Annotated in this window: 17 protein-coding genes; 2 read left to right on the top strand and 15 right to left on the bottom strand. The window is 52.2% G+C overall.

Going from position 1 to position 16,906, the window contains the following annotated elements; all coding sequences use genetic code 11:
• Positions 1–181: 181 nt before the first annotated feature.
• Positions 182–2,923, top strand: a complete 2,742-nt coding sequence (locus tag EKM83_RS07810) for a YfhO family protein (RefSeq protein WP_125576158.1) — start codon at positions 182–184, stop codon at positions 2,921–2,923.
• 532 nt (positions 2,924–3,455) lie between these two features.
• Here the strand turns inward: EKM83_RS07810 and EKM83_RS07805 are convergent.
• The gene (locus EKM83_RS07805; protein ID WP_125576156.1) at positions 3,456–4,079 is read right to left on the bottom strand and encodes a CadD family cadmium resistance transporter; all 624 of its coding nucleotides are present in this window, start codon (positions 4,077–4,079) and stop codon (positions 3,456–3,458) included.
• A gap of 142 nt (positions 4,080–4,221) precedes the next feature.
• Positions 4,222–4,422, bottom strand: coding sequence for a YjzD family protein (locus EKM83_RS07800; protein WP_125576154.1), 201 nt, complete (start codon positions 4,420–4,422; stop codon positions 4,222–4,224).
• Positions 4,423–4,664: 242 nt separating this feature from the next.
• On the opposite strand from EKM83_RS07800, the gene EKM83_RS07795 reads away from it, so the two are divergent.
• A complete protein-coding gene (locus tag EKM83_RS07795) occupies positions 4,665–5,861 on the top strand; it encodes a cation:proton antiporter (protein ID WP_125576152.1) in 1,197 nt (398 codons plus the stop codon).
• Positions 5,862–5,963: 102 nt separating this feature from the next.
• On the opposite strand, the gene EKM83_RS07790 is transcribed toward EKM83_RS07795, so the two are convergent.
• The 13 genes from EKM83_RS07790 to EKM83_RS07730 all read right to left on the bottom strand — a co-directional run bounded on the left by EKM83_RS07790 (position 5,964) and on the right by EKM83_RS07730 (position 16,634).
• The gene (locus EKM83_RS07790) at positions 5,964–6,356 is read right to left on the bottom strand and encodes a hypothetical protein (protein ID WP_125576150.1); all 393 of its coding nucleotides are present in this window, start codon (positions 6,354–6,356) and stop codon (positions 5,964–5,966) included.
• Between the two features lie 94 nt (positions 6,357–6,450).
• On the bottom strand, positions 6,451–7,113 hold the full coding sequence (locus tag EKM83_RS07785; protein ID WP_125576148.1) for a GTP pyrophosphokinase: 663 nt from the start codon (positions 7,111–7,113) through the stop codon (positions 6,451–6,453).
• Positions 7,106–8,347 (bottom strand): multidrug efflux MFS transporter, encoded by a 1,242-nt coding sequence (locus EKM83_RS07780; RefSeq protein WP_125576146.1) that lies wholly within the window; start codon positions 8,345–8,347, stop codon positions 7,106–7,108. The genes EKM83_RS07785 and EKM83_RS07780 overlap by 8 nt, the downstream gene beginning before the upstream one ends.
• A 187-nt stretch (positions 8,348–8,534) precedes the next feature.
• Positions 8,535–8,909: a DUF1634 domain-containing protein gene (locus EKM83_RS07775; RefSeq protein WP_125576144.1), complete on the bottom strand. Its 375-nt coding sequence runs from the start codon at positions 8,907–8,909 to the stop codon at positions 8,535–8,537.
• Positions 8,909–9,754 carry a sulfite exporter TauE/SafE family protein gene (locus EKM83_RS07770; protein WP_125576142.1) on the bottom strand — a complete coding sequence of 282 codons (846 nt, stop codon included), beginning with the start codon at positions 9,752–9,754 and terminating at the stop codon, positions 8,909–8,911. Before EKM83_RS07770 ends, EKM83_RS07775 begins: the two co-directional genes overlap by 1 nt.
• Positions 9,755–10,082: 328 nt before the next feature.
• Positions 10,083–10,940, bottom strand: coding sequence for a LysR family transcriptional regulator (locus EKM83_RS07765; RefSeq protein WP_125576139.1), 858 nt, complete (start codon positions 10,938–10,940; stop codon positions 10,083–10,085).
• Between the two features lie 41 nt (positions 10,941–10,981).
• Entirely contained in the window at positions 10,982–11,875 is an 894-nt protein-coding gene (locus EKM83_RS07760; protein WP_125576137.1) for an alpha/beta hydrolase, read from the bottom strand.
• On the bottom strand, positions 11,865–13,184 hold the full coding sequence (locus EKM83_RS07755) for a PTS transporter subunit EIIC (protein ID WP_125576135.1): 1,320 nt from the start codon (positions 13,182–13,184) through the stop codon (positions 11,865–11,867). Before EKM83_RS07755 ends, EKM83_RS07760 begins: the two co-directional genes overlap by 11 nt.
• Before the next feature lie 94 nt (positions 13,185–13,278).
• On the bottom strand, positions 13,279–14,499 hold the full coding sequence (locus EKM83_RS07750; protein ID WP_164505625.1) for a helix-turn-helix domain-containing protein: 1,221 nt from the start codon (positions 14,497–14,499) through the stop codon (positions 13,279–13,281).
• Positions 14,500–14,568: 69 nt separating this feature from the next.
• The gene (locus EKM83_RS07745) at positions 14,569–14,847 is read right to left on the bottom strand and encodes a type II toxin-antitoxin system Phd/YefM family antitoxin (RefSeq protein WP_125576131.1); all 279 of its coding nucleotides are present in this window, start codon (positions 14,845–14,847) and stop codon (positions 14,569–14,571) included.
• 301 nt (positions 14,848–15,148) lie between these two features.
• Entirely contained in the window at positions 15,149–15,973 is an 825-nt protein-coding gene (locus EKM83_RS07740; RefSeq protein WP_125576129.1) for a serine hydrolase, read from the bottom strand.
• A gap of 14 nt (positions 15,974–15,987) precedes the next feature.
• Positions 15,988–16,260: a Mor transcription activator family protein gene (locus tag EKM83_RS07735; protein WP_125576127.1), complete on the bottom strand. Its 273-nt coding sequence runs from the start codon at positions 16,258–16,260 to the stop codon at positions 15,988–15,990.
• Positions 16,261–16,385: 125 nt separating this feature from the next.
• The gene (locus tag EKM83_RS07730; RefSeq protein WP_125576125.1) at positions 16,386–16,634 is read right to left on the bottom strand and encodes a hypothetical protein; all 249 of its coding nucleotides are present in this window, start codon (positions 16,632–16,634) and stop codon (positions 16,386–16,388) included.
• Between the last annotated feature and the right edge of the window lie 272 nt (positions 16,635–16,906).

The following is a 16,906-nucleotide window of genomic DNA, read 5'->3' as shown; positions in this document are numbered from 1 at the left end:
TCAGGGCAACTTGCTATGGTATTCTTATATAAGCAGACGTTGCGGGTAAGTTCGTTGTGTCCAACGACTATTGAGGAGACTAATTGCTACGGTCCACAATCAACCTAGCGCTGACTGATTGTCAACGCCGTCTGGCACCATTTAAATCACTTATTTTTGACTGATTAACGGAGGGGTATTCATGAAACAACAACGGCACACCCTCACGGCATTGCGTGTTAGCCGCTGGGTGTATGGGGGAGCATTTCTGATTCCGTTCGCCATTCTGTGCGTGATTTTCTGGCAACTTAAGATTACGCCGTTTGGCCCACGAAACCTATTATTTAGTGACATGGGGACGCAATATGTGCCCATCTTAGAAAATTTACGGTCGACGCTGTTGCACGGCCAATTTCATCTCTTTTCCTTTTCACTGGGGTCTGGTAGCGGCATCATCCCCCTACTGGCCTACTACGTCATCAGCCCGTTTAACCTGCTGATTTTTGCGTTCTCGGCGACCAAATTACCGATAGCGGTCACCTGGATCATCATTTTAAAAATCAGCACGATTGGGCTGACCATGGCTTTTTTCATTCGGCATACGTTTTTACGTAGCGGCTGGTCAATGCTGCTGTTCACCACGGCCTTTAGTCTGAGCGGCTTTGTCAGCATGTACTTCTATGACATGATGTGGCTGGACGCCTTGATTTGGCTGCCGTTAGTGGCCTTGGGGCTGCATCGTTTGGTCAGCCTGCACCATTACGGGCTGTACACCGTCAGTCTGACCGCGACGATTATTTGCAATTATTATATGGGTTATATGACCTGCTTATTCTCAGTCATGTACTTCATTTACCTGATCATTGAACATCAACCGACGCCGACGCCGTTCAAGGACGTTTGGCACATGCACTGGCCGGCGATTCGGCAATTCACGCTGGGGTCGCTACTGGCTGGTGGCATGTCGATGGTCGTCTTGATTCCTACGGCGCAAGGCATGTTGCTGACCGGGAAGAGTAACTTCTTCTTGAACAACTACCTGCCCACGCCGATGTTTGGCCCGGAAGTCCTGGCACAATTCGCCCCGGGCACCAGTAGCTACGTGTCGCATTTGTACCACGCACCGTCGCTCTTCATGGGCACGCTGATGTTTTTGCTACTAATCGTCTTCTTCGTCTCACCTCAGGTCAAGGCCGTCGAAAAGAACCGAACCATGTGGCTCTTGATTGTGATGGGCTTGGGGCTGTTCGTGACCTTGTTGAATACGGCTTGGCACATGTTCCAACAACCAGCTGGCTTCCCGTACCGTAACGTGTACTTCTTTACGTTCCTGGCATTGGTCACCGCCTACCGAGCTTGGCAAACGCACCCCGCCCAATCGATGAACGACCCGCAAAAGGTCCTCGCCCTGGTCTGGGGAGCGGGCTTGTTAGTCATTGGCTTTCTGAGCGCACAAGTCATCCCCGTCGTTTGGGACCACCTGTTGCCCAACTACAACCACGACCTCTACGTGTTGAGCCAACCGGCGTTTCACCTGGTCTGGCCAGCGCTGGGCCTGTTGCTCCTCAACACCATGTTACTATTCATCAGTGAATGGCGGCCGGTCCGCATCGGCTTGTTGGCCTTACTGCTGTTCACCGAATTGGGCGGTAATTTTCTCCTGGCCACCCGCAGCATGGAATTTGGCTCACAGCCGAAATTTGAAAAATACTTCCGTCGCGACACTAAAACACTAGCGAAAATCTCGGCGGCCAAGGCCAAGCCTAATCTGCACCGCGTGGACTTCGCGCACGCCGAAATTGGCAAGTCCTATCAAGGTGCCTATAACCACTACAACGACCCCGTCATGTACAACTATCCCGGCGTGAGCTCCTATAGCTCCACGCTGATCGAACAGGCGCGGGTCTTCCAACACGACTTGGGCTACTTCAGTCCCAACGTTCGGCGCATCAGTACGCAGGGCTTCACGCACCTGTCTGACACGCTCATGGGTGTTAAATACCGACTGAACCCGACGAAACATCCGGTGGTCAACCAGCTGAATTCATACGCTGGCATTGGTTTTGCCGTGCCGAACCGCCTGGCCAGTCTCCAACTCGACGACCAGAACGCCATGATCAATCAGGAGCGCGTCCTGACTGCATTGGGCGCCGCACCGAATACCTTAGCGCCCGTGACTGTGTTAAATGTCAGAACGCACCGAGCTGTTTCTCGCGACCTTAAGCACGTGTCACGGACGACTGAGTTGCCGAACCAACGTTTCGTCCAAACCTTTACCGTTCAAGTCAACGCGACGGGCCTGCTGCACGGGTATTCGCCGGCCAACACCATCGTGTACTCCAGCATCAAGGTCAATGGCAAATCGCTGAAACCGGCCATCAACGCTGATGGCTACCGCTACCTGATCAACCTCGGCCATCGCACCAAGGGCGAGGTGCTCAAAATCAGCTACGTCACCCAAGGTCCGCTTCAGGGCTACGGCAACCAATTTGCCACACTCAACCAGCAACGCTACGAAAAATTGGTCACCAGCCTGAAGCAACAACGGTTCAAGCTGCGAAACAAGAGCGGTGTGACCTGGCTGGATGGCGACGTGACCGGCACGCCGCAACGGTCCCTACTGTACCTGGCCGTACCGGATACACCGGGCTGGACGGCTAAGGTCAACGGCCGCCCCGTGGCGATTCGCTCCGTGATGCACGCACAATCGCTGATTCCCGTTCGCCAAAACTACAAGGGCATGATCGGCGTGCCACTAAAGGTCGGCAAGAACCACGTCACGCTGACCTACACCACGCCGGGCCTCAAGCTGGGCATCATCGTCAGTCTGACCAGCTTCGTCATCTTCGCCTTCCTGTGGTTCACAGCCGAATGGCGCCGGCCCCTCAAGCACCATGAGGAAACCGTTAACCGCGCGCGTCACGCAGAGTCACGTAAATTTTAAGGTTAAAACAGCCACCGCGATTTTCTTGCGGTGGCTGTTTTTTGCGTTATCATTATTTAAAAACTAAAGGTTGAAAGTTGAATTAATGTCTTGACTCCCGAATCAACAGCGTTTTGTCCACCAGAACTAGTGAAACCAGAAGCCTGCAATCTTGTCTTAGTTAAAGACTAGTTGTTAAATCAGCCGCTACCTGTGGCTAAACCAACTGTTACTAGCAAGCACACTTGTAGCCGAGAGTTGCCAAATATGGGTTCAGCCGTGGAAGTTGTCTTAGCGGTGTGCTTCATGCCGCTTAGACAACTGGCGTCTTTGAGACGTGGGTTTCCGGCTCAAAGCGAGGCCGAGACCGCTTTTCAGGCTCGGTCCGGTCCGCCGCGTTCCAACCCATAGTTGGCGGACGGTAGGCGGCCAGCTCAAACTACGAAGCTGTAAACGACTAATTCTTACGCCATGAATCGTGTGGTGACAATGCTTCTAGCTGATTTTCTTCTTTCAACCTTCAGTTAAAAATTATACTGGCCGCTGCCGGCTGCTAGTTTATCGTTCGTAAGAACCGCAGCAACTGCGTAATCGTGCCGTTGTCCAGAATGATAAAAAGCCCCAGTCCAATGTAAATGGCCGAAATCACCCACCGATTGTAGCGCTCGATGAACTCGCCGATTCGCGGTAGGCAGGAAATTTTCTGGGCGCTGAAAACCAGCAGATAAATCATGACCACAAACGTCAGTAGTGTCACCGCCAGCTGGGCATGGTCGAGGGTCACGAAGTACGGAACGAACAGTCCCAAATTATCGGCCCCACAGCTTCCAATCGTCACGATGGCAACGGTCTCCGTCAATTTGCTGAGGCCCTTGTTGTTCAAGCGTGATTCCGCCCGCTCTTCGCCAGTGTCTGCCACGAACCAGACCCGAATCCCGAAGTAGATGGGAATCAATCCCAGCAAGCCCAGCAGCCATTTCTCAGGCACGTAATGTAAGACAAAGGCAAAGAACAGGCTCACCGCAATCAGCGTCAGCGACCCCAGGTATTGGCCCAGATAAATGTCTCGAATCTGCCGTTGGTCGGTCACTCGGGCAAAATAAATCAGCAAGATAACCAGTAAATCCACGGCGGTAGCGGTATATAGCATGATGGCGGTCAGGATGGTCTGCAACATGAGGGGCACTCCTATCTGTATTGAAAGCTCTTACAATCGCAGTGTAGCATACTTACTGTCCCAATTGGAATTGGATTTTTGCCCAAAATAAAAAGCCTCAGCATTCGCCAAGGCTCGGTTTATCGATCATGCTTAACGTGAATTATTTTTCACTGGAAGCTTGGTCGTCACGGCTAAGTAGCGTGATCCCGTTGACCGCGATCACGGCGATAACTGCCATCCAGATCCCAATTTTCATGGGTTCCCAAGTCATTTGTTCCAACGTACCACCGATGTAACCCATAACTTCGCCGAAGATAACGGACCAAAAGATCACGACTAAATTAGATTCAAGCCACTTCACACGTGTCACCTCACAATCGTTATTAGTTTACCACGATTAACGGCTGAGCGGGTAGTTAAGTTTTGCTTGCTCCAGAAATTTCTCCTCGGAATGCGTCTGGGTTGCGGGGTGACGGGAATTCAAGTATACTATGACTAACTGAAAATGAGATGGTTGAAGCGGCTGCTTTCAAGAACGGTGTCCTCCTTGGGTTGGGGGGACCGTTTTGGCGGGCGCTTTTTTCGTGCAAAGGGAGGCAACTTGTGGAATTATTAAAAGACTTAACCTTAATTTTATTGGCAACGACCGTGGTCGGCCATTATTGTACCCGCATTGGGATTCCGGCCGTGATTGGTCAGCTGTTGGTCGGTGTGCTGGTCGGACCGGCGTTATTGGGCTGGATCACCCTATCCCATTCGCTGGAGAGCTTTGCGGAAATCGGCGTGATTATTTTAATGTTTATCGCCGGGTTGGAAAGTGACTTGCAGCTGTTGAAACGCTACCTGAAGCCCAGCGTACTGGTGGCTTTGATGGGGGTCTTGATCCCCGTGATTGGGACCTATGCCGTGGGGATGCTGTACAATTTGGGCACGACGGAAAGTCTGTTCATCAGTGTGATTTTCGCCGCAACGTCGGTCTCCATTTCCGTAGAAGTCCTCAAGGAAATGAACGCGTTGAACAGCCAGGAAGGCACCACCATCCTTGGAGCGGCCGTGGTCGACGACGTCCTGGCCGTGATTATTCTGAGTGTGCTGGTCAGTACGACGGGTACGGCGGTCGGCGAAAGCGCTGCACAGTCCAGTAGCCTACTGTTGACGACGATTGAGCAGGTCATTTATTTTGCGGCCATCTACTTTGTCGTTCGCTGGCTGGCCCCTTACATGGCCAAGATTGGCGAGCGGCTGATGATTCCGATGGGGCCAACGTTGATGGCCATCATCCTGTGTTTCGGCATGGCTTACGTGGCCGAACTGGTCGGCTTGAGTGACGTGGTGGGCGCCTTCTTCGCCGGTATCGCTATTTCGCAAACGTCAGCCCGCTCAACGGTCGACCGACACATTGAACCCGTGGGCTACGCGCTGTTCATCCCGGTCTTCTTCGTCAGCATTGGCTTGAACATGGACTTCAATGGCCTGGGCAAACAGCTGGGGTTCATCGTCGTCTTAACGATTGTCGCCGTCTTGACCAAATTAGTCGGCGCCGGCAGTGGTGCCAAACTAGCTGGTTTCAGCTGGGGCAGTGCCACCGCTGTTGGTGCGGGGATGGTCTCCCGGGGTGAAATGGCCCTGATCATCGCCCAGATTGGGTATCAAGCTAAATTGATGTCACCGGTGCGCTACTCGGCCATCGTCGCCGCCATCATCGTTGCCACGCTACTGGCACCGTTCCTATTGCGGTGGACCATGGACCGCGTGCACCGGCACGATGTGGACCGCTCAAAGATCCGACCGGCTGACTGATTACCTTTCACCCTCAGATAATAACCAGAAAAAATAGAGGTGCCGCGCAAATTGCGTGACGCCTCTTTTTAGCTACTTAAATTAGTGAAATCACAGCCGCAGCTACTTGATATAGTAAGCGACCCCGGTGTTGTAGGTCCATTTCAACGCCACGTGCTGCTGATAATGTGTAAGCTGTAACGTGTTCTCCGGGCTGACTTGCATGCCATTGGCCGCTTGAAAGACCCCGATAGCTTGGGGCGCAATGTCCACGCCCAGTTGGTCGCCTTGATACGTGCCAAATTTACTCTTGAACGACCGGGCACCAATCGTCAGCTTAGTCCCCTTGGCTAAGTACCAATTACAATGAGCTAACCGCCAATGCCCCCGATAAGCTTGCGGAATTTGTGCAGTCACGCCTTGTGCGACCACTGGTTGGGGTTGGGTCAAGAATACCCCTGCACCCAGGCTCAGTGCCGCAACGGCGAATGTCATCCATACTTTTCGATTCAACATAGCTTGCCACTCCCTCCAGTTTTTATCGTATCACTGGTTAAGGGTGGTCAGTATTATTTGTGAACCTGTTTGCAAGCTTTCATTACGAACGAACCTACTGATTCTCTTGGGCCCGAATCTGGTTCTTGATGCCATTCATGTCCTGGTCCAATTGATGGACCAATTCCGCCTTGGCAATCAATTCTCGCCGTAGCTCGTCCTGGTGCTGTACGTTCTTTTTATAACTTAGCTCATGTTCCAACGACGCCCAGAAATTCATCGCAATCGTGCGAATCTGAACCTCGACCGTGACCGCCTGCACGCCAGCCGCCAGATAGACCGGGATGGCCAAAATCAAATGCAGGCTGCGGTACCCGTTGGCTTTAGGTTTGGCCACGTAATCCTTGCGTTTCAGCACCTTGATGTCCGGTTGCTTTTCCAGTCGACGCTCCATCGCTAAAATATCGTCTTCAAACCGCACGATGATGCGGATACCCGCGATGTCATGCATCTGTTGCGGCAACGACTCAAAGTTGAAGTCCAAATGCTTACGCTGCGCCTTTTCCAAAATACTTTCGGGCGACTTGATGCGCGACTGCAGGCTATCGACCAGCGTGTGGCCATGTTGGATTTGATACTCCTGGTCCAGGTAATGAATCTTAGTCTCCACGACCTGCACGGCACTGCGGTAATTCAGCATCAGCGTCCGGAAATTGTCCAGCGCCTTTAACGAGGTCGGGTCATTGGGAAATTGTACCGGTAAATTTTGATTAGTCATGCGCATTGCTCCTTGAAGTGGATGAACCGTGCCACTGCCGAATTTCGGGGACGAGCCACCACAGTAATAAGAAATTTAATAACAGGGTAATCGCGGTAAACGTGAAGACCCCGCTGTAATCGAACCAGTTGGCCACGACCCCACCGAGCATCGCGCCCAGCATACTGCCGAGGGCTTGAAAGGATTGGTTCCAACTGAAAACGGTCCCAGTCAACGACTGCGGCGCGTTCTTGGTCAACATCGTTTGCACTGCGGGGAACAAGGCCCCGTCGGAAACCCCAATCATGAAACGCAGGATGCCCAGTAGCCAAATACTGGTAACGAAACCCTGAGGGAAGTACATAATCACGGCAAAGATGTAGCCGAAGATCAGCACGCGCTGGGTCCCGTGACGGTCACCGTACTCACCTAATTTAGGTGCCGCTAGCAGCGTCGAAATCCCGGGCAGTGCCGCAATGATCCCGGCGACCAGCGTGATGGGGCCGGTGTGGTGCATGAGTTCCCGCACGTACAGACTGATGATGGGCGTGATGGAGTTGTTGCCCATCTGAATAAACATCGTTGAGACCAGCAGGACCACGATCAATGTCGGGTTCTTGACCTGTTTCAGCCAAAAGCCAGCCTGGGCCTGCTTCTCCTTGCTGACAGGCGTGAAATGTTCGTGAACCAGCGTGGCGCTTAAGAAGAACACAATGATCAAGAAGATCCCGGTCAAAATAAACGTCCAGCGAATCGAGAAGACCTGCGCCAGGATCCCGCCGAGCACCGGTCCAATCAAGTTGCCACTCACATACCCCGTGGTCAGGATGCCCAGCGCATTACCACTCTTGGCCTTGGGCGTTTCCGCCGCAATCAGCGCGCTGGCATTGGGAATGTAGCCGGCAAAAAAGCCCTGCAGAAACCGCAGACCAATCAGTTCCCACACATTGCTGACAAAGCCCATCATTCCAATCACGATGGCCATCCCCAACGAGGACCGTAGCAGCATCAATTTCCGGCCTTTACGGTCCGCTAATTTACCCCACAACGGGGAAACTACCGCAATCACCAGGAAGGTCGCCGCATAGGTCACCCCACTGTACATGGTCAGTTGCCCCCGGGTAAAAGTCCCCAGATCATCCACGTATAGCGAGATGAAGGGCATGATTTCGCTGAACCCCATCCCGGCAATAAAAGTTCCCAGCCACAATACCGCTAAATTTCGCCGCCACTGTTCCGTTTTTCGTGTCCCCACGCTCGTCGCCTCTCTCGTAATCTCATTACTAATAGTTTAGCATACCGCCGTCAGAATCAAGTAATTTGATCAACAAAATAGCGTGAGCCAAAAGGCAGTTCGCAGGTTTCGGCCATTAAAAGTTGATGCACAAAAAAGAGTTTGGGAGGCTTTGTCCCAAACTCTATGACACGCTTCTATTCTGTGGTTAACCCTTGACCCCAATCACTAAGGCAATTAATAAAATAATTAAAACCAAAGTGGTGATGGCCACGTATAAATGATCCTTTTCTTTGTAAAAGGCATAAATTGACACGACGACCCGTAAGACCGGTGTTAAAATCAGGCAATACACGCCCAACATCATGATGGCGTAAGGTTTCAGTTGCCAAGTGCCGGCGAGAATCATCCCCATTTGTCGGGGCACAAAATCACCCGCGTAGCCTGAATAGCCCGTAATCAAGAAGAGGGCCAGGCCAATCAACATCACGATAGCTGAGAAGATAACGCCGACTTGTAAGATGCGGCCAATAATTGTTTCGACCTGGGCCATTTCTCTGGCCGTTGCTGGTTTTTCCTCCATTAGAAGTGAACCCCCAATCCTTTAAATAGCATTTCAAACCCAATGTACAAAATGATGGGGATGAAAGCGATGCGAATCCACCGCGCAGGTAAGACTTGCATGATGCGTGAGCCAATCACAGCCCCCACCAAGATTCCCAAGGCCATCGGCACCGCGATTCCTGGCAAGATGGCACCGTTGAAGAAGTACACCGTTGCACTAGCGGCCGCAGTAACTCCCATCATCAGGTTCGACGTTGAGCTAGAAGGCTTCAACGGCATTTTCATGAAGGTATCCAAGGCCATCACCTTGAAGGCCCCGGAGCCAATGCCCAACAGGCCACTGGCAACCCCGGCCCCAAACATCACGGAAAAGCCGGCGGGGACGTTTTCTACTTGGTAATCGACGTCTTTCATTTCCGCCTTGTCAAAGTAGGTGCCGTTTAGCTTGAGCTTGGCCGCAATCTTATCGGGTTCGACCCGTTGTAAGACTTCCTGGCCCCGCCGCAGCTTGCGGTACATGTTCCACCCTGAGAAGACCAACAGGCAACCGAAGAGTAAGTACAGGTACTTCGGGTCCAAGACCCCCGTCAACAGGGCGCCGACAATGGCCCCGATGGTCGTCGCGATTTCCAAGAACATCGCGACCCGTAAATTAAGGACGTTGTCGCGCAAATAAGCAATCGTCGACCCGGAACTGGTCGCAATCACGGCAATGATGCTGGCCCCAATGGCATATTTAATATCTAATCCCATCCCCAGGGTCAGAATTGGCGTGATGATCATGCCCCCACCAATTCCGAGAATGGCCCCGGCGATTCCGGCGAAGATACCCACGGCCAACATAATAATAGCTGTATGAATCATAAGTGTGCTGTCCCTCCTAATCAATCCAAATTACTTAATTGATTATCAACCTTTGCTGGGCTGGCGGCAAGTTTGCCAACTTGCTGTTTTTGATTTTATTGTGATTATGTTCACTATTGTTCATCCTGATATTCCAGCAGTTTTGAGGATATTTCTTATTGTTTGTGTACTAAATACCAAATAAGGTTTTTGACTACCCCTTACCCACTGCACGTGACCAGCCATGAGTAGCAGCCACCTCACTAGCGGTGAATCGCTTTCACCACAAAGCCACCTAGCCATATAAAATAAATATGGCTGGGTGGCTTATTTTGTATTTAGCATATATTTAATAACTATCAATGAATCGCTGCAATAGTGGGCTGGGCGTAATTTGTTCCGGCCAGACTAGTTTCAAGGTGGTTCGCCACGGTTGGTAGCGAATCAACCGGACAGCCGTTTGGGCCCCACTGGTCTGCTCCGCGACTGACTGGGGCACCACGGCCACTCCCATCCGTGACTCTGCCCATTGAACAGCGGTACGAGCATCGTCGCAAGTACAGGCAATGAACGGTGCCATCTGTTTGGATTCAAAGGTCGTCTGGAAGAGGTGTTCAAACCGGCGATAGATAATCAGCGGCACGTTAGCCAGATCCTCGACCTTCAGTGTCGCGGCCGCAAAATGGTCGTATTTTTTGGGAACCACCGCGACCATGGATTCCGTCGCCAATTCCTTACTAGCCAGTCCCGGCGCGGTAAACGGCGTCCGTACGATGGCCACATCAATCAAGCGCTTCGCCAACCGATCAATCAGCCCATAGGTGTTGTCTTCAAACAAGCGAATTTGCACCTTGGGATAGTGTCGCGTCAGGGTCCGTAGCTTGGCGTTAGGCGTGGCACCGATAGATGAGGAGATGACGCCAACTGACAACACTCCGGCTAAGCCTTGACCTAGCGACCGAACCTGACTGTCGGCCCGTTCCCGCAAGTCCAGCAATTGCTGGGCATAGTCGCGCAACAATTGGCCGGCCGGCGTGAGGGTCGTGCCAGTTGCCGAGCGATTCAAAAGCGTCACGCCCAGCTCTGCTTCCAATTGCTTGAGTTGATAACTCAAGGGCGGCTGAGCCATGTGCAGTTGTTGGGCTGCGGCCGTAATCTGACCAGCATTCGCCACCGCTAAAAAGTACTCCAATTGCCGAAAATTCACGTGAAAGCCTCCCACCATTTTTTCTTATTATACCAGAATACTTATGGCAGGCCGGTCTCGCCGGTAATCGAGCGGCGTTTGGTATCGGCTTGGTTCTGGGCCCGTTCCTTGGCAGGAAGATTTTCTTGCAAGAGATATTGCCGAATCAACAGGACAATCTGTCTATTTTGCGGCAGATCGGAGTGGGTCGTATTATCCCCAGTCACTGTGATCTGCGTGTAGTGGGCCACCTGATTTTGGAAGACGTACTTCCCCTGATTCACGCTGTTAGCGGGCACCGTGCCGTCACTTGAATAATTTTCAGTGCCAGCGACCGAATACACGGTCAGCTTCTTCGGCAATTGGCGCCGACCAGCAATCAGTTCCTTTAAGATGGCTGTTTGTTCAGTCGTACTATTAGATTCCATGTTGTACGGCGTCGCAATCGTCATCAACCGGTCGATGTCCACCCGCGGTGTCTGGGCAAAGTATTTTTCCAAAAATAGGCTCAAAATCAGGCCACCATTAGAATGACCTAATGCCGAGAAATGGTTGAAGTGATACGTCTTGACCAGGTCCTTAAACGCCACGTTCAGCCAGCGGGCCTGCTTATTGATATTTTCATAGCCGTCCCGATTATTTTCAAAGGCAATTACGATGAATGGCTGGTTATCACCGCGACGAATGGACCCGGTATAGGACAACTGACCGTTCTCGGCGACCTTGACCTTTAGCACACTGTGGGCCACCTTGGTCTCCTGGCGCAGTTGCGTGATCAGGCTGTCGAAACGATTTTGACTGGCACTGGAGCCCGGCACCATGATGGTCGGGTTCAGTGGGGTTTTATAATTTGATTTGTATTGGGTAATACGTTGATGCATCCACGCCGTGCTAGGAAAGAAGATGGCTAACACGACCAACACACCGACTACCCAGCGCCACCAATTACGCCGCATGCTCATCACCCCCCGCTAGATTAGCGAGCCGCACGAATGGCAGGTAAATAGCCACGGACAACGCCAGGCAGACCAGGCTCAACAATAACGCGCGCCAGTCGCCGCCAGTTCCCAAATACGCGATCAACGGCCCCGGCGTCGTACGCGGGACCGGGTAGACAATGGGCGGCACTAATTTCCAAGTAATCGCACACCAGGCCACCACGATGTTCACGGCCGGTGCCACGATAAACGGAATCAACAAGAGCGGGTTGTAGAGCAGCGGCAAGCCCAGTAAGGTGGGTTCATTCAAATTGACTAGATTGGGTAAGAAAGTCTGATTGGCCACTCGACGGTAACTGGCTTGCTTCGAACCAATCCAAATCGCCAGCAACAACGCTAGGGTCATCCCCGCCCCACCAAAGTTGGCGTAGGCATCGCCCAGTGTATGTAACGTAATTGGATTAGGCGCGTTCCAGCCCGAACCGTGTTGCACCGCGTACGCCAAATTCTGCAACGACGTCACGGAACTATTGCCGGCCAGTGAAACGGGACCAATCAGCCCCAGCCACCAGAGGCCATTATTAATGGCAGTCACCGCTAAGATCATCAGCCCCCGGTGTCCCGGATTGGTGACCATAGCGCTTAGCCCCTGATAAACCAGCCCGTTTAGCCCACCGTCATTCAACCAACTCAGGCCATAGCCGATACCGACCGTGATCGTCAAAATGACCACCAGCGGCCAGGCAACGCGACTGGTCCAGGACAATTGGCCCCAGTGGGGGTGTTTCAAAGCCCATTTGCCCAGCCAATTCATCAGATGACAGCCAAACCAACCGACCAGAAGCCCCACAACAATGGCCAGGAAAATCCCCTGAGGACCCAAGTTATTTTCCATGAATTGCGGGATATCCTCGCCGTTGCCCCGCATGGGCACATTTAGCGCGTCATAATTCACGTTTAGCGTGAGAAAGGCCAGCGCGCTCATCACGCCAACGGCTAGGGCATCCCCCCGGTAGGTACGCGCCAGATAGTGTCCCGTGGTAAAGGCCACCATGACGGCAACAATCCCGTTGATGACCAGACTAATGACCTGAAACAGTTGCCGCCAGATTTCTAATCCGGGTAGCCAACTGCCTACGTGATAAATCTGAAAGAAGAAGCCGCTCTTCGTCAGTACCCCTTGCCCGACCACGTCGATCAAGGTCATGACTAAGATGAACGGATACGCGACGCGCAGCGCTTCCTTGATGGCGCGGATGGCCCGCCACTGTTCAATTCGCTGATTAAGCCGCCACAATCCCCGCAGCGGTACACGTTTTCCCGTCATTGACACTTACCCCCTACACCCATTGATTACTCTTTATTATACGAGTTTCCAGGTGAGGTTCGTACTAAACGTCTTATAAATTTAATTATCAAGCCTAACGTTCTTGATGCCGCTTCACTGCTCGCCAAACCGTGCTGGGACTCATCCCGAGCTGACCGGCAATCTCTCGGTAGGTCTGCCCAGCCGCGCGCAGTGCCCGTAGCCTCGTCAAATTGACTGGATCCGCCGATTGCGCGACTGGCGCTGACTTAGGGGCTGGCAGTTGTAGTGGCACGGCTGGTTGTGGGGCCGTCAAGATCAGCGGCGTCGTCCGTTTAAAGCGAGCCAAGGCATTGACCACGTAATGGGTGGTCTGCGCATCCCACAACGCATCGTGCTGGTGGGGATTAAAGATATTTAGGAGTCCCGCCACCCCGTTTAGCGGCAAGAAATGGCGACTATCATGCTGATGATTGCTGCGATTGATGACCTCATTGGTGTACAGACTACCATCAAAGACAGTGAGTGGCGCCTGTAACACGGTGCGCTCGGCTGCGGTCAACTGTTCATAGTACAGTGCTAGCGTATTTTGTAGTAGCCGAAAATCATTGCCCTGGTCCCAAAAGACCAGCGGTAACCGTCGTTGCAAGACCTGTTGGATGAAGGCACGGACGACGGCCAGTGGCTGGGCCTGTTGCTCAAATTGTGGCAACGTTAGCCCGGTCTCCTTCAGTCCCCGTAATTTCATGTTCGCCGAAAAATGGGGGTTGTCTAAATAGCGGTTAAAGAAAATATCCAATGGTTGGGCGTCCTGATAGCCCAGTGCCGCCAACTGAAAGATGCCCGCCTTTTCTCCCGCAATCGTGGTCCGCGTCATGGTAATATCGTCGCCGGTCCGCTGCGTCTTAAATAAGACACCGAACTCACAGTCAATAACCACGTAGCTTCGGGGGATGCTCGTCAAACGGCGGACTTGGGGCCACACGCGTTTTAAATAATTAGGCGTTTGGGCTGTCGGCAGGGGCGTCGTCTCCGGCAGTTTGAGTCCATGATCCTGCAGGCGTTCCGTCAACGTCAACTCGTCTCGGTCCGTTTCGTAAGTCAGCACCTTCTTTTGGCTGAGCACAAAGATACGGCCCGAATTAAAGGTAATCCGAAAACGATCCTTGTGGTCCACGATAATCGTTTGGACCTTGCCCCAACTGTTTAACGCCGGTCGCAGCGTCGTTCCCTGTTCCACTTGAAAAATCGCATAGCCGACCAAAAACAGATTATGCGTCTGAGCGGGTGCGTTGTCCGGTGCCTTTTGTTCCAGGTACACGATTCTACTCGTCACGTCCATCCCCCATTTCTAAGTGATGACCTGTCTAAAAAAGCCTGGGCGTTTTGATCCCAGACTTCTTCCTTAAGGTTCTTCGACTTCAGCAGCGGCTGATTCCGCCATGGATTCAGCGACCACTTCTGGCGTAGGGGTGACGTGTTCAGCGGTTTGGAGCCAAGCACGACTTTCCAGGTGACTCAAAATAAACTGGTTTTCCAAAAGCGTGCTGTACTCCTCCACCGAAATTAAGACCACGTTACGCTTATTTTTGCGCGTGATCATTAACGGTTCTTGATTGTTGGTGACGGTTTTCATGTAGTGTTTTAATTTTTTACGAAAGTAAGGATAGCTCGTTGCGTCCATCAAAATTCCTCCCCAGGTTCTTGGCGGTTACTGTCACTTCGTCTTCGCGATTCGTTGGAGAGTGGCCCCGAACCATCACCCCAGTCGCTAATGATTAACTCCCATCTTACCGGAGAAAAAGCCCGGCGTACAGGGGCTTTACACAACATTTACATAAAAATTTTGTAATAATGAAAACACTATTTTCTTAATAATTGAGCGGATAACAAAACGAGCCTAGGACAACCCCGCCCAGGCTCGTGTGTATTTCCTTTAAATGGCCGAACCGTGTGCCAGCAGACGGTCGGTTCCGCTTACTCTGCTACTCAGCATGCGCATTTAAATAGCGCACCGTATCCCGCCCCAGACGATTCATCGCCTGATACTGCGCGAACTGCTGACCTTGTTGGGCCATGACCACGATGGTGTAGACGCCCCGCTTGGTCTTGAAGAGCGCCGCATCATTTTGCACCCCTTTCAACGGGAACTCACCGGTCTTATTGTAAATCTTCGCGTGAGTCACCAGCTTGGGGAGCTTACTGTGATTGCGGCAGTGATGCAACAGCGCCAGCATCTTCCGGTCGTAGGTCTTGCCTAGCAACCGATGCTGATAGGTGCGGGTCAAAAACCGCGTGAGGTCGTGGACTGACGTGTAGTTGTCATGGCCTCTGCGCAACGCAGCGGTGTCTAACATGTAGCGGCGCAGATGGGTCTGCTTGAAGCCAAACCGCTTGGCCGTTTGATTGACCCGCTTGAACCCACCTAGCTGCCGGATCAAGGCATTGGTCGCCGTATTATCAGAATAATAAATCATACGCTTGAGGTTGCCTTTGACCGTCCGCGTCAGCTTCAGGTGGTGGGCCTGCGCCCGCTGGAAAACCGTGAGCATCACGTAGACTTTGATGGTACTGGCAGACCGCTGTGCTTGGACGTGGCGATTGCCGGTGGTCACGTTCACGGGATGCTTTCCCAAGCGGGTGACTTTGACCGACCAACGCCCGTGGACCGCGTGAAAATCACGTTTAGCCAACCGCTTGATGGCCGCGGGATGGGCCGTTGACTGCGCCTGGGCCGTCACTGCCGGCCACCCGCCAATCAGGCCACCTATCAATACGCACAATAATCCAAACCGTTTAAGACTGCTCATTGCTACACCCTTCTTTATTCCCCCGCTGACTGCTGCTTTTCGGCCTCGCTAATGACGCGCTTGACCCAACGCTGCGAATATCCATAGCGGTCAGCCAATTCCTTTTCCGTCATCTGGGGATATTTTTCCTTGATTGCCGCCACAGTGCCATCCCGACCATACAATTTCATGGGTAAATTTAGCTGTGTACCGCGAAATTCCTGGTAAAACTTCATCATTTCTTCTGTACCCAACAATTCATTTAACTTCTTATAAATACCTTGTAATGCCTGCGTATCAACGCCCATATCCCTAATCCCCTCCATTTGCTGCCAAGATTATATCTTTAAGATAGCAAATTCTGCTGGCAGGTGAAAATCACTGCGACACCTTGGTCATGCACGCGGGTTTGCCCGCTAAATTGCTTGCACGATTACTTGTGAATATACTTACAGACTGTGCGTTCAGCCAGTTGGTAGTGCGCACTGAGCTCATGGATCGACATACCGGCCAAATAGTCATTTTGTACATGGCTCAGCAGGGCTTCTCGCCGCATTAACCGCATCGGAAAGCTGACCGTACTACCACGAAAGTCGCGGAAAATTTTGAGCGTGTTCTCCTCGCCAATTAAGTCTGCCAACTCCTGATAAATGACCTGCCAATCCTGCTTGTCCGCTTCCATTGCACTCACCCTCCGCAAATTTTTTAGTTATCTCTAGCCTAAACTAGTCTGGCGGTTTAGTGACCACTTTTTTCACGAAGTATGCTGCTTAGACCCGTTAATCATGGGCTGACTATTTCCCCCGATTGACGTTTGATTTCGCCAGCATTTATTCGCCACAAGTCATTAACGGCCGGATAATCCGTCTCCTTAATTACCCGCCCCGCATATCATTAAGCATACACTAAAAGCTGGCAAACGCCCATTCCAATTTCACTGCTGGCTACCCTTTT

It is taken from the genome of Levilactobacillus angrenensis, assembly GCF_003946085.1.
GTDB lineage: Bacteria > Bacillota > Bacilli > Lactobacillales > Lactobacillaceae > Levilactobacillus > Levilactobacillus angrenensis.
The sequence above is the reverse complement of the archived record's forward strand: the minus strand, read 5'-3'. Positions and strand labels throughout refer to the sequence as shown.

Coding starts and splice junctions, on each gene's coding strand:
- EKM83_RS07770 (WP_125576142.1), bottom strand. CDS start 9,754: ATGATTCATACAGCTATTATTATGTTGGCCGTGGGTATCTTCGCCGGA.
- EKM83_RS07805 (WP_125576156.1), bottom strand. CDS start 4,079: ATGTTGCAGACCATCCTGACCGCCATCATGCTATATACCGCTACCGCC.
- EKM83_RS07760 (WP_125576137.1), bottom strand. CDS start 11,875: ATGCGGCGTAATTGGTGGCGCTGGGTAGTCGGTGTGTTGGTCGTGTTA.
- EKM83_RS07790 (WP_125576150.1), bottom strand. CDS start 6,356: ATGTTGAATCGAAAAGTATGGATGACATTCGCCGTTGCGGCACTGAGC.
- EKM83_RS07775 (WP_125576144.1), bottom strand. CDS start 8,909: ATGGAGGAAAAACCAGCAACGGCCAGAGAAATGGCCCAGGTCGAAACA.
- EKM83_RS07810 (WP_125576158.1), top strand. CDS start 182: ATGAAACAACAACGGCACACCCTCACGGCATTGCGTGTTAGCCGCTGG.
- EKM83_RS07735 (WP_125576127.1), bottom strand. CDS start 16,260: ATGGGCGTTGATACGCAGGCATTACAAGGTATTTATAAGAAGTTAAAT.
- EKM83_RS07745 (WP_125576131.1), bottom strand. CDS start 14,847: ATGGACGCAACGAGCTATCCTTACTTTCGTAAAAAATTAAAACACTAC.
- EKM83_RS07755 (WP_125576135.1), bottom strand. CDS start 13,184: ATGACGGGAAAACGTGTACCGCTGCGGGGATTGTGGCGGCTTAATCAG.
- EKM83_RS07730 (WP_125576125.1), bottom strand. CDS start 16,634: ATGGAAGCGGACAAGCAGGATTGGCAGGTCATTTATCAGGAGTTGGCA.
- EKM83_RS07785 (WP_125576148.1), bottom strand. CDS start 7,113: ATGACTAATCAAAATTTACCGGTACAATTTCCCAATGACCCGACCTCG.
- EKM83_RS07740 (WP_125576129.1), bottom strand. CDS start 15,973: ATGAGCAGTCTTAAACGGTTTGGATTATTGTGCGTATTGATAGGTGGC.